Below are 12,479 nucleotides of genomic sequence, written 5' to 3' on the forward strand. Positions count from 1 at the left end.
ACTCCTCAATCCGCCTTCCCTTCCGACTGGGACGCATTATACGGGGTTTTGGATAAGGGTCAAGCACAAACTTGGAAATAATACGGTTTATTTCTGTCTAATGATTGTCTATTTATATAACCATTTGTTTTATTTAGAAATTTACTTTTCTTGATATTCAGATAATTTATGATCACGCGTTTTGCAGAGGATGATCATCATACTTATATCTATATTTCCATAAAAAAAGGAATCTACCTGACGGTAAATTCCTTAAATACTTGTAGTCAGTCGTTTTACATTTTTGCCTTAATAGTGGTTACGATACCAGATAACGCATAAATGATGCCAATGGCTAAGATGCCTACTGGTATGTCATAAAGCACGATGCTCATGACCAACACACCAACGATAAGAACGACAAATGGTACTTTCTTTTTGTCGAACTCTTTAAAGCTATAATATTTAACATTACTGACCATCAGTAAACCACAAATAACTACCCAAGCGGCAAATAAGAACATGACCGCCGTGTCGTACTGCCCTACCCATTCATTGTGATCGATAGCGACCATAACGGCAGCAGTAACTAAGATAGCAGCAAGTGGGCTTGCCAAACCGACAAAATACTTTTTATCCACTATGCCGACCTGTACGTTAAACCGTGCTAAACGAAACGCCCCGCAAGCAGTAAAGACAAAAGCACACCCAAGACCAATGCGACCTAATGGCTGTAGAGCAAAACTATAAATCAGAATCGCTGGCGCAACACCGAACGCTAACATATCTGCTAAGGAATCGTACTGCTCACCAAAGGGACTTTGCGCATTTAGCATACGTGCAACGCGGCCATCAGCTCCATCGAGAATAGCGGATAAAAAGATGGCTAAAGACGCTTTGTAAAACTCGCCTTGCGTACTCGCCAAGATTGAATAGAAGCCTGACAGTAGCGATAAAGTAGTAATCAAGTTGGGCGCTAAATAGACGCCGCGACTGACTACCCGCTTACCTTCTGCAACTTCTGCCTCAATCACCTCAAAGGTCAAGCCATCATAACTGTCATTATCTGCCAAGCGGATATTAAACTCATGCTCATCGACGAAGGGCGGCTGGGTGGCCGCACTGTCTTGCAATAATCGATCATTTAGAGGTGCATTATTTGATTGGCTCTTGGACGGTTGCTCGTTAGTCATCTCGATATCCTTATTTGCCAGCATTTATTATTCGCCGACTAGCCAGCGCACATTGGTTGCACTATCAGGGGTTAAATCTGGCGCATCAGCCACTTTTAGAGCAGGCTGCAAGAAACGTAATATTTCACGCGCTTGATTATCAAATTGCCATGGTGGATTGATGACTAATAACCCAGTACCATTTAGGCCAACTGCCACATCGTTTGGATAAATGTTTAGCTCACACACCAATTGACGACGCATTTCGGTACGCTTAAGCTTCTTGTAAAATAACTCAACGGCTTCCATGTTTTTGATAGGGAACCAAAGCGCATAAGTGCCTTGTGGCCATTTGTTATAAGCAGAAACAAGTAGATTGATAAGGCGTGTAAAATCTTTATGCTCTTGCTCATAAGGAGGATCAAGGAAGATAAGACCGCGCTTTTCTTTTGGTGGAATGACCGCAGTAATACCTTCAAAGGCATCACGATGCTGTATACCAATAGGTAGCTTGTGCAACTGATAATTTAGTGCATCATATTCGCTGGCTTTGGCTTCAAAAGCTTCACCGCGCACACCTGCATCAGGGTTTTTTTCAACATGGTGAGCAATCCACCAAGGAGAACCAGGATAAACCTTATTATCATAAGTAAATCTGGCTTGCTTAATGCCTTCCATATAATCTTTGACAGCAGCAGGGGCTTTGTCGGTATCGACCTTTAGCAAAGCTTGAATACCACCTTTGGCCTCGCCTGTTTTGCGCGCTTCTTCACTGCTAAGTGAATACAGTCCACGACCGCCATAAGCGTCAAGCACATAAAAAGGTTTGTTCTTTTGCCCTAGTTGATTGAGCAATTGTACCAGTAGAATGTGTTTAACCACATCAGCGAAGTTACCAGCGTGGTAAGCGTGTTTATAGTTCATAATCTCAAAAGTTTAAATAAGAAAAATTGCATCTATGGTAGCATAGGCGGAGTAAAAGATAATGTGGTTTTAGTAAATGCTTCTAATAAAAAGGCCCTGATTGGCGCTGTATCGACAATAATGAGATGAAATGACAAAGATTATTAGCAATCTTGAGGTCACAGAAATTTTGGCCCAGCATCCGATAGGTCAGGATAATCCGCCATTACTGTTCCCACCTCACAAAGACACAAGCGAAACGCCGCCAACCCAGCGCGTGTTGCAATCCTCCGATTTTGATATAGATTGGCAAGATAAACTGACAGACGCGCAGCTAGACAAGTTTGTCAGTGATGGCTGGATTGTCATCGACGATGTTTTTGACAATAAAGCGTTACTGGCTCTACAAGTAGAAAGCGGCTTTGTTGATTATCGTGATGCAACGCTCACAGCGGGTGTCCGTATCAGTGATATTCGCGGTGATAAGATTCGCTGGATTACGGAAAACTTTTTTGCGGGTTATTACTACTTACAAAGTATCAATGCGCTTGCTGCATTATTTAATCGTAGCTTGTTTACGGGTATTCGGCATAGTGAAGCACATTACGCTTGTTATCCCGTTGGCTTCGGTTATCAATGGCACAGTGACAATCCTGCTGGCCGAGACGAGCGCGTCATCTCAGCAGTGTTTTATCTCAATAATGAATGGACAATGAATGATGGCGGCGCGTTAGAAATTGTTGACAAACATGGTGTCCATCATGATGTCATGCCTGTTGCCAATAGGCTGGTAATATTCGATAGCGACTTAAAGCATCAAGTGCAAATTGCTCATCGCCAACGCTACTCTATCGCAACTTGGATGCGCCGAGATGGATTGGTACCATTCGTTGAAGAAAATAGTTAAATCATTGTTTACCTTAACGCTAAATATTGACTTTAAATACAAAAGGTTTATTCATGTCTGACTCTAACAATCAAACAAGCTCTCAGCAACAGACAACGCATCAGCAAGCGACGCTAGATTTAAGCATCGCCCTACTTGAACGTCCTTCAGTGACGCCTGATGATGATGGTTGCCAAGATATATTGTCAGCACGATTAGAGCACGCAGGGTTTGACTGCGAGTTTATGTATTTTGGTGACAGACAACAAAGCGGTGAGCACGCTGAAGTCAAAAACTTGTGGGCAAGGCGCGGTACAACCGACCCCGTGATTTGCTTTGCAGGCCATACGGATGTAGTGCCAACGGGTGATGAAAAGAATTGGACGTATCCACCATTTACGCCAACTATTGCTGATGGTTATTTATGGGCTCGCGGTGCGGCTGACATGAAAACGGGCATTGCTGCTTTTACTATCGCCGCTGAACGCTTCGTGCAAAACCATCCTGAGCACAACGGCTCTATTGCCTTTTTAATCACCTCAGATGAAGAAGGCCCATCGGTCAATGGGACGGTCAAAGTAGTCGAAACCCTAGAAGCACGTCAGGAAAAAATCACTTATTGCCTCGTTGGTGAGCCATCTAGCACCGATACGCTAGGCGATATTATTAAAAACGGTCGTCGTGGTTCATTAGGTGCTGTACTGACGGTCACTGGCAAACAAGGTCATGTTGCTTATCCTCACCTCGCCTCCAATCCTATCCATGCTGCTATGTCAGCATTGGCTGAATTAACAACTGCCACATGGGATAATGGAAACGACTACTTCCCTGCCACGTCCTTACAGATCTCAAATATCAATGGTGGTACAGGCGCGACCAATGTCATTCCTGAAACCTTAGAGGTGGTCTTTAACTTTCGCTTCTCAACGGAAACCACCGAAGACGAGCTAAAAACCAAAACCCACGCGATTTTTGATAAGCATTTCGCTGGTAGCCAATTTTTAGAGAATAAAGCAAGTTATGCTATTGATTGGAAGTTATCCGGTCAGCCGTTTTTGACTCCTGAAGGTAAGCTGGTTTCAGCCTGTCAAAAGGCTATTAAAGGCGTGACCAATATTGATACAACCTTGTCTACATCGGGCGGTACATCGGATGGGCGTTTTATCGCCCCAACTGGTGCACAAGTCGTTGAGCTTGGCGTTCGTAACGCCACAATCCACCAAGTCGACGAAAAAGTCGAGATAGATGATTTAGGCAAGCTTGCGCAGATTTATGAAGGGATTTTGGAAAATCTGCTGTTAGATTAATCTCAATATTTACCAATGAAAAAGCGCCTTCTATATGAGAGGGCGCTTTTTTATTATTTGTACTTAATTAGCAATAAATTGAATTAATAGGTTTAAGACTTAGTGAATAAATGAGAAACCCTTGTTTAAATATCAATTCCTTTTTCTGGAGAAATATTTTCAAGTTTTTGCTGTATATTGATTAATTCTGCTTGGAAAGCATCGACTTTATCATTCATGTCTTCTTCGTCCTTTTTCAGAACACCTTCTGTTCTAAAGTCTTCTACATCAAGTACACGTCCACGTAATGCATTCTTTATTATACCTAGCTCATAGACTGAAATCTTATGCTCATCATCATTATCCATTTTTACTTCACGTCCGCAGTGTCTTCGAGATTTTTCTCATATCGACATAACATTCAATATACGGTAAAGCATCAATAGATAAGTAAGTTTTCGTAAGTTCGAACCAACAATTTATCAATAGCTCAATACACTTTTTGGGAATGACTAAAGTAGGGATTGAAAAAGTCCGTTGCAGCATTGACGAACGCTATGTTTTATTTCTAATGATACCGTCTCAAGGTTTGACAACCTCACTCAATACCAATATACAGATCCACTTGACCATATTCTAAGTTGCCATCGATATAACGCTCAAAATCAACATTGAACGTTCGAGTGTGCTCACAGTCTGCCGCATTGAAGTATTCCCACGCCTTCTCCCACGCATTCATGACCGTGTTTGGCATATTGCCATTTTCAGAAAACACCAGATACTTGCCAGCAGGAATATCTACTGCCACTACATTACCTGCTGCCTCTACTTCATCTTGTCTACTTTCCGTCTTCCAACTGGCCACCACATCAAAAGCGCCTACTAAATCATCACTTTCATAGTTATGATAAATCCCATAAATGTCTTCACCTTCTGCAAGTTGACTGACATGGTTTTGGTAAAACTTTTGCCACAATCTGCCCAATTTGGCCGTTTCGTGACTGATTTCAGCGTTGTTGGTCGTACGAACGCTGATGCCACTACAAGCGATCGCTTCTGACAATTCTTTAATTTGTGAAGTCATGGTGCTGCCTATTCTGTTTATTTGTTTGGATGTCTATTTAATATAGTGCATAAATTAAGAGAAGCGAGTTAGTCTGCCTCATCAATCCAATTCATTTGAATGGCTTCTAAGATGCCTTCGTTTGATTTGTTTGGATCATCATCAAACCCTTCAAGCTCAGTTACCCAGCGATGCAAATCAGTAAAACGTATGTACTGTGGGTCAGTCTCTGGGAATTTTTCATAAAGCTCAATCGCGATATCTAAACTATCTGTCCATTTTAACTTTTGCGGGGTCATAGCGGCTCCTTACTTTTTAATCGTTTTGATAGGCTCTATTTTACCAAAATTCAATCAAGGATTATAGCCACGTTCTCTATGCTTTTATTGTTGGTTTGGCGGCCTTAACCGCAACTTGATGTGCGTTCCACGTAGTGATGACATCTGTTAGTCGCTCTCCTGTCATATCTAGTACTGCAGGCGTACGTTGTCCTGTTTGATCCGTCAAAACAAACTTGGTCATACCCACGCCCATTAACTGGCTTTTCACAAAGAAGCGATGTTCAAAATACACATATTTATGATCCCAACCGATCAGCGTGCTATTTATTGTCATCTTGTCAAGAAACTTGATTTCTTTGAGATAAACCATCTCTTGCATAGCGATAATCCAATTAAGAGACTTGATGCCTTTTTGATGACAGCAAGTCACTAGCCAGCGTGTGACGTTTAATTCAATAAAAGATAGGTAACGATAATTAGGCAAGTGATCGCGAAAGCCCATATCATGGGGCAATACACGATACTGACGAACAACGGGTGCGGTCAATGTCTCGACACTCAGGTATTCACTGACCGATTGTTGTTTGAGTTGTTGCTTTAACAGGCTGGTCATCATAAAAAAACGCAGTAACATGTTCATGAATCAATCTCTTATTTAATATGGTTTATCGATGAGGCTTAATGCCACTTATTGCTAGGCTGTTTTTATGGCATACCGCTATCTAAGACATAAATGCCGAATACTTTAACGCAAAAAAAGCCACCTCGGTGACTTTTTAGGATTTGTAAACTGACTGAGAAGTTAATGACCTGCGCCGTTGATGCTGCGTACCATCTCTTCTACCATCTTTTTGGCATCACCAAATATCATCATGGTTTTATCCATATAAAATAAGCTATTGTCTAAGCCTGCATAACCTGTGCTCATCGACCGCTTAATCACCATGACCGTTTGAGCTTTGGTTACCTCCAAAATAGGCATACCAAAAATAGGGGACGCAGGATCGTCTTTAGCAGAAGGATTCACTACATCGTTTGCGCCAATGACCAAGACCACATCTGTACTGGCGAAGTCTGAATTGATCTCATCCATCTCAAGGATATCATCGTACGGTACATCCGCTTCAGCCAATAGCACGTTCATGTGGCCTGGCATGCGACCCGCAACTGGATGAATAGCAAAACGCACATTGACGCCTTCGTCTTTTAATAGCTCATACAACTCTTTTACTGCATTCTGTGCCCGACCCTGCGCCATACCATAACCCGGTACGATAACCACGCTGCTGGCATTCGCCATTAAGAATCCCGCGTCTTCTGCTGAACCCGCCTTGTAGTTTTTGGGTGCGCCAGCATCTTCACCTGCCGCAACTGCTGACGTTCCCATACCGCCAAACAGTACATTGAGTAATGAGCGGTTCATGGCTTTACACATGATATAAGACAAAATTGCGCCTGACGAACCTACTAGCGAACCTGCAATAATTAACATTGAGTTGCCAAGGGTAAAACCAATACCAGCCGCTGCCCAACCTGAAAATGAGTTCAGTAGAGACACAACTACTGGCATATCACCGCCACCAATGGGAGCAATCCACATCCAGCCAAAGATTACCGCAATCACTGCCATCGCATAAAAAGCGGGTAATGAATCAGTGACAAAATAGACGCCGCCAAAACCAATCATGGCAATAAACAATAGAGCTTGTACAGGTTTTACCCAGCTGCCTGTCAATGTTTTAGCCCAGCTTTTTGCGGCCAACTTACCAAAAGCAAAGACAGAAGCCGAGAAAGTAATCGCCCCGATGAAGCAACCGATAAACAATTCTACCCGAGCCACCGTGCCATGCTGTTGTTCAGTATGAAGTACTGTTGCTAAAGCAATCGCTACTGCTGCCAAGCCAACAAACGAGTGCATCAAAGCAACCGTTTCTGGCATTTGAGTCATTGCGACTGTTTTTGCCTTCCACATACCGACAATGGCACCCAAAACCATTGCTCCGATAATTAACCAAAGCACTGGGCCTTCAGCCAAGAAGAATGTTGTCACCACAGCGATTGCCATCGCTACCATACCAAAACGGTTCCCACGAATGGCTGTCTTCGGGCTAGAGAGGCCACGTAGAGTCAAGACAAAAAGAATGGCACCAACCAAATAAAACCAATCAGCGTTCGCCGCTATTGTCGTTGTCAAATCATTCATGCGTCGCCTCCATTCTCAGCCGATACAGGTGCTTTTTTTGCTTTGGGTTTGAACATCGCAAGCATACGCTCAGTCACCGCAAAACCACCGAAGATGTTAATGCTGGCTAAAAACACAGCAAACGCGCCAAGTAAGCTGGTCGGTGTAAACATAGAGCCATCAATGGAGACGGTCTGTAGCATCGCACCCACAATGACAATACTTGATAAGGCGTTCGTCACAGCCATTAATGGCGTGTGCAGTGCTGGTGTGACTCCCCAAACGACGTAATATCCGACAAAAATAGCGAGCACAAATACGGTAAAAATCGCTACAAATGGTGTGCTACTCATGGCGGCACCTACTGGCGCTGCGGCTAAAACAGTGGCAATCATCTTATCCTCCTAAAAATTTATTCTTTGCGAGCTTTGTATGGTGATATACACTCAAAACTTAGCGCTTATTAAGACGTATCTGACCTTCATGCGTCACTGCCAGTGCGCCTTGAATCTCATCTTCCATGTCTAAGTGGAGGGCCAGTTTACTTGCTGAAGTATCATCTGTAGCAGTAGGCGCAACGAGGGTTGTGATAAAATTGACTAGGTTGTTGGCATACAAATCGGAGGACTGCGCGGCAAGCATCGATGGAATGTTGGCTGCACCGACGATACGTACGCCATTGGCCGTGGTAACCGTTTCGTCAGGTGTACTGCCTTCTACGTTGCCGCCCGTTCCAGCAGCCATATCAATCAATACTGAACCTGCCTTCATTTTGGCAAGCGTTGCTTGATGAACCAAACGCGGCGCTTGACGACCAGGGATTTGAGCTGTGGTAATAACAATATCAGCATTGGTCAAGGCCTTATCTACTATGGCTGCTTGATCTTTGATGTATCGCTCTGAAGGTGTCCATGCATAGCCGCCCGTTGCTTTTGCTTTTTGTGCCTCATCTTCACTCATTGGTACATTAAGCCATTTACCACCAAGCGACTCGACTTGCTCTTTTGCCGCAGGACGCAGATCACTGGCTTCAACCACTGCGCCTAGACGCTTGGCCGTTGCAATGGCCTGCAAACCTGCAACGCCGACCCCTAAAATAACTACTTTGGCAGGCTTGACTGTTCCTGCTGATGTCATAAACATTGGAAAAGGACGCGAGTACTCATTGGCCGCGAGCAATACTGCTTTATAACCAGCAAGGTTGGCTTGTGACGACAACACATCCATGTTTTGTGCACGTGACAATGTGCGAGGTAAAAGCTCCATGGCAAACGCTGTTGTGCCTTTACTCGCATAAGTATCAAGCTGAGTATTGCGATAAGGATCGAGCATACCGATGACAATCTGACCAGACGTCAAGTGAGTGGTGGTCGCAGCTGGCAGGTCATGAACTGTCGTAATAATCTGGGACTGAGTAATTACCTCAGTGCTACTATTAGCGATGTCGGCACCTGCTGTCTGATACAGCTCATCAGCATAATAGGCTGCTTGTCCGGCACCAGATTGTACGACCACGTCAAACCCCAGTTTTCGCAATTTATTAACTGCATCTGGGGTAAGTGCAACGCGGCTCTCGCTTGTGACATCTGCACTAATTACACCGATTTTCATATCGTCTCCTTACTGACGTCCAATGACTATTTTTAATACCCTTGATGTCCGTCTAAAAACATTGGGACAAGAATTGCAGTCTTTAATGATTTACAATCATGACTAATGGTTATCAATTTAATAAATGATGATTAGCTTTTCATCATGCCTTTTTATTATAGAGACATCATCTGTCAACTTTCATTGTCAAATGATGACTTACAAGTAAATAAAAAGTTAAGTATTTGCACCATTAACATAACTTTTATTGTTATATTAAAAGTTTTATCTTTGTACTAGACGGTGTCGCCTATTAAAGATAGGCTCACAACTGTAAGGGTAATTTTTTAGCACCCATGAATTTTGAGAAATAGCTCAAACGACCGCGAGTAAGCGCCGTCGAACCTTTGAGTATCGTATAATAAGAAGACCTGACGCTTTGATAAGTTGATTATTGATTCACTTTAATAAGGAACAACAATGTATTTTTTACTTTCTCCTGCCAAATCTTTGAATGAAACAGACGCAATACCAGTAAACCTTAGTAATCATTACAGCCAGCCTGAGTTGATTGAACATTCGCAAGATTTGATGAAAATATTGAAATCAAAAGAGCCAACTGACTTGCAGGCACTTATGAGCATCTCTGATGATCTGGCTCAGCTCAATGCTAAACGCAATCAAGAGTGGCGCTGGAGTAAAGAGCAACCGTTTACTGATGAGACTTCTGGCAATACAGCAAAGCCAGCTGGTTATCTATTTGATGGCGACGTTTATACAGGTCTTGATATGTATAATATGGACAAAGACACCGCCATTTACGTCAATGAGCATTTGGGTATTTTGTCCGGCTTGTATGGCGTATTGAAACCACTGGATCTGATTCAACCTTACCGCTTAGAGATGGGCACCAAGCTGAAAAACGAGCGCGGTGACAACCTATATGAGTTTTGGGGCGATGAAGTGACCAATACCATTAATAAGCGTATGGCTAATAGCGAAGATAATGTCTTAATCAACCTTGCCTCTAATGAATATTTTAAGTCCGTTAAAAAGAAAGCGCTTAATGCGAAAATCATTACGCCAAGATTTGAAGACGAAAAAAATGGTCAGTACAAAGTGATTAGTTTTTATGCCAAAAAAGCACGCGGACTGATGGTGAAGTATGCTGCTGATAACAAGTTGATCAATGCTGAACAACTTAAGCAATTTGATTTGGCAGGTTATTGTTACTGCAAAGAGGCGTCTGATGATAAGACATGGGTGTTTAGACGGGATACGGCGGAATAATAGATAACTATTAGGCGAATATTTTTAAGCGAATACCTTGTCACCATTATGTATTATTATCAGCCTAAACGCCATAAAAACCCCAATAGGTTCAAACTATTGGGGTTTTATATTTTTTGTTAAATGAAGTAGTCAACATTACAAGAAAATATCTATAGATTATATTTATGTAACAAATTATAATAATCGACAAAATTTATGTTTAGGAAGCCTGAAATGCCTAGTTTTAAGCTACGAGCGTTCTATACCATTGCCTTCGTACTTACGGCCTATACGATCTACTATTTCAGTACCAAAGATACCAACTCACCAGATCTAGTAGGAATGCTCAATGAAGTAGAGTGTTTTACCGAGCCAACAGACGAAGATCACGCAAAACGTAACCGTGCTTTAGTAGAATTTGATGATTATGCGCTTTATTTTATTTGTTTGAGTAAGAATGATACTGAGAACAAACAGTATTTGAGATGCCAAAAAGAAGGGTTCAATCAGGCCTTTTGTGGTAATGAAGCTGAATTATATCAACAATATAGCTTAACTAGCGATGGGAACACCATAGATATTTCTCTTTACAATAAAGATGCACCAGATATTGAAAGCTCAGTTACATATGATTTTTCGCAGCAGGGCTTTAAATCTACAGGCAATACGAAAGCCAATAAAAAGCAATTTCATTTTAGCAAAAGTGATCTGCGTAACGTTGAAAAATTTACATTTCACGAAGACTTCGTTTGTGACAGTAAAGCAAACCGACTTAATTTTGCAATGTGTCGAGCTGTACTATCGTATAAAAGTCTTGATATCGGCATATCAATTCAATTAGTAGGTGAAGAAGATACAGAATTTAGTGAATATGATGCCAAGAAAAATATTAATCATTGGGTCAGATTATTAAATGATATCGTTCAACCTATCGAAGAAACATAACTTGAGTTTAATAAACTGTTATAAATATCAGTCTATATCTATAAAAGTCTAAATAATAAATTGATACTCATGAATCAGTACAGGTTAAACAATTATCCTTATGGAAAATATTTTTAAACGTTCTTTGTATATTCTCGGTTTTGTTGCAATTTTAGGTTTTTTTGCAGATAACTTTATTGGCGAAAAGGCAGAAGCTATAGAATTACCGCCATCACTTGCAGGAATAAGATGCTTACCACCTCCTGAAAATGAGAAACATGCAAACAATAACCGCACCCTACTTGATTACGATAGTTATGCTATCTATAGTTTATGCATACCAGCCGACATGATGGGGCACAAAGATAAATTAAAATGCGGCTATGGATATGATGATCCAGGTGTGTTGAAATGCGATGGAAACGCTATATTGGAACAGAATTACATCCACGCTGGTATAGAGGATATTTATGCAGCTGATGCCCCAAGTACTCGTACGCCAAACCCCAAAAGCAAAGTCACGATCGAGTTGAGTCAACAGTCATTAGATATCCGTAAACCAAAATTTCAATATTACACTAAAGAAGACTATATCTGGCAAGGTGTCACTATACCCAGTAAGTTTATAAAGCTTAGTGAACCAGTCTGTCAATCACCGATAAACATTAGCGCTACCAATAAAAATGAGACAGCTCGTGAAAGTAGTTTCTGCTTTGTTAATATCGTCAGTGGTAACTTAAACGTTAAACTTGAAATCGAATCTTTTCCAAACGATTACGGGAAACTCAAACGCAGTGAACAGATTGAAGAAATTAATTTCTGGCTAAAACTGGTCGATCAGTTAATTGTTCGTAACTGAAAATCTATGTGATTTCAGTCTAACTTTTAAATAATATAAAACGATTCACAAGAAAAGCTCTGCTATCTTACGATAACAGAGC

The 12,479-nt window shown here is 41.7% G+C and carries 14 protein-coding genes; 5 read left to right on the forward strand and 9 right to left on the reverse strand.

Features of this window, described 5'->3' with window-relative positions:
- Positions 1-275: 275 nt before the first annotated feature.
- Positions 276-1,172: a CDP-diacylglycerol--serine O-phosphatidyltransferase gene (gene pssA, locus ACT3TH_RS12735; RefSeq protein WP_444756204.1), complete on the reverse strand. Its 897-nt coding sequence runs from the start codon at positions 1,170-1,172 to the stop codon at positions 276-278.
- Positions 1,173-1,199: 27 nt separating this feature from the next.
- On the reverse strand, positions 1,200-2,075 hold the full coding sequence (locus ACT3TH_RS12740; protein WP_444756205.1) for a 23S rRNA (adenine(2030)-N(6))-methyltransferase RlmJ: 876 nt from the start codon (positions 2,073-2,075) through the stop codon (positions 1,200-1,202).
- 130 nt (positions 2,076-2,205) lie between these two features.
- On the opposite strand from ACT3TH_RS12740, the gene ACT3TH_RS12745 reads away from it, so the two are divergent.
- Together ACT3TH_RS12745 and dapE are read left to right on the forward strand one after the other, a co-directional pair.
- Positions 2,206-2,961, forward strand: coding sequence for a 2OG-Fe(II) oxygenase (locus ACT3TH_RS12745; RefSeq protein ID WP_444756206.1), 756 nt, complete (start codon positions 2,206-2,208; stop codon positions 2,959-2,961).
- 53 nt (positions 2,962-3,014) lie between these two features.
- On the forward strand, positions 3,015-4,247 hold the full coding sequence (gene dapE, locus ACT3TH_RS12750; RefSeq protein ID WP_444756207.1) for a succinyl-diaminopimelate desuccinylase: 1,233 nt from the start codon (positions 3,015-3,017) through the stop codon (positions 4,245-4,247).
- 125 nt (positions 4,248-4,372) lie between these two features.
- On the opposite strand, the gene ACT3TH_RS12755 is transcribed toward dapE, so the two are convergent.
- From ACT3TH_RS12755 to ACT3TH_RS12785, 7 genes are all read right to left on the reverse strand, one after another.
- Complete coding sequence (locus ACT3TH_RS12755; protein ID WP_444756208.1) at positions 4,373-4,594, reverse strand: hypothetical protein; 222 nt, start codon at positions 4,592-4,594, stop codon at positions 4,373-4,375.
- Positions 4,595-4,824: 230 nt separating this feature from the next.
- On the reverse strand, positions 4,825-5,310 hold the full coding sequence (locus tag ACT3TH_RS12760) for a GyrI-like domain-containing protein (protein ID WP_444756209.1): 486 nt from the start codon (positions 5,308-5,310) through the stop codon (positions 4,825-4,827).
- A 68-nt stretch (positions 5,311-5,378) separates the two neighbouring features.
- Positions 5,379-5,588 (reverse strand): Fe-S cluster assembly protein IscX, encoded by a 210-nt coding sequence (gene iscX, locus ACT3TH_RS12765; RefSeq protein ID WP_131657563.1) that lies wholly within the window; start codon positions 5,586-5,588, stop codon positions 5,379-5,381.
- A gap of 76 nt (positions 5,589-5,664) precedes the next feature.
- Positions 5,665-6,210 carry an acyl-CoA thioesterase gene (locus tag ACT3TH_RS12770; protein WP_444756210.1) on the reverse strand — a complete coding sequence of 182 codons (546 nt, stop codon included), beginning with the start codon at positions 6,208-6,210 and terminating at the stop codon, positions 5,665-5,667.
- Positions 6,211-6,372: 162 nt separating this feature from the next.
- Positions 6,373-7,773: an NAD(P)(+) transhydrogenase (Re/Si-specific) subunit beta gene (locus ACT3TH_RS12775; protein WP_444756211.1), complete on the reverse strand. Its 1,401-nt coding sequence runs from the start codon at positions 7,771-7,773 to the stop codon at positions 6,373-6,375.
- The gene (locus ACT3TH_RS12780; protein WP_444756243.1) at positions 7,770-8,105 is read right to left on the reverse strand and encodes a proton-translocating transhydrogenase family protein; all 336 of its coding nucleotides are present in this window, start codon (positions 8,103-8,105) and stop codon (positions 7,770-7,772) included. Before ACT3TH_RS12780 ends, ACT3TH_RS12775 begins: the two co-directional genes overlap by 4 nt.
- A gap of 100 nt (positions 8,106-8,205) precedes the next feature.
- Positions 8,206-9,363: a Re/Si-specific NAD(P)(+) transhydrogenase subunit alpha gene (locus ACT3TH_RS12785; protein ID WP_444756212.1), complete on the reverse strand. Its 1,158-nt coding sequence runs from the start codon at positions 9,361-9,363 to the stop codon at positions 8,206-8,208.
- Positions 9,364-9,822: 459 nt separating this feature from the next.
- Here ACT3TH_RS12785 and yaaA point away from each other — a divergent pair, with 459 nt between their 5' ends.
- The 3 genes from yaaA (at position 9,823) to ACT3TH_RS12800 (ending at position 12,397) form a co-directional block, all read left to right on the forward strand.
- Positions 9,823-10,632, forward strand: a complete 810-nt coding sequence (gene yaaA, locus ACT3TH_RS12790; protein ID WP_444756213.1) for a peroxide stress protein YaaA — start codon at positions 9,823-9,825, stop codon at positions 10,630-10,632.
- Between the two features lie 216 nt (positions 10,633-10,848).
- Complete coding sequence (locus ACT3TH_RS12795) at positions 10,849-11,559, forward strand: hypothetical protein (protein ID WP_444756214.1); 711 nt, start codon at positions 10,849-10,851, stop codon at positions 11,557-11,559.
- A 100-nt stretch (positions 11,560-11,659) separates the two neighbouring features.
- Positions 11,660-12,397 carry a hypothetical protein gene (locus tag ACT3TH_RS12800; RefSeq protein WP_444756215.1) on the forward strand — a complete coding sequence of 246 codons (738 nt, stop codon included), beginning with the start codon at positions 11,660-11,662 and terminating at the stop codon, positions 12,395-12,397.
- Positions 12,398-12,479 lie beyond the last annotated feature (82 nt).

Origin of the sequence: Psychrobacter sp. AOP22-C1-C5 (assembly GCF_052378885.1) — a bacterium.
Taxonomy (GTDB): domain Bacteria; phylum Pseudomonadota; class Gammaproteobacteria; order Pseudomonadales; family Moraxellaceae; genus Psychrobacter.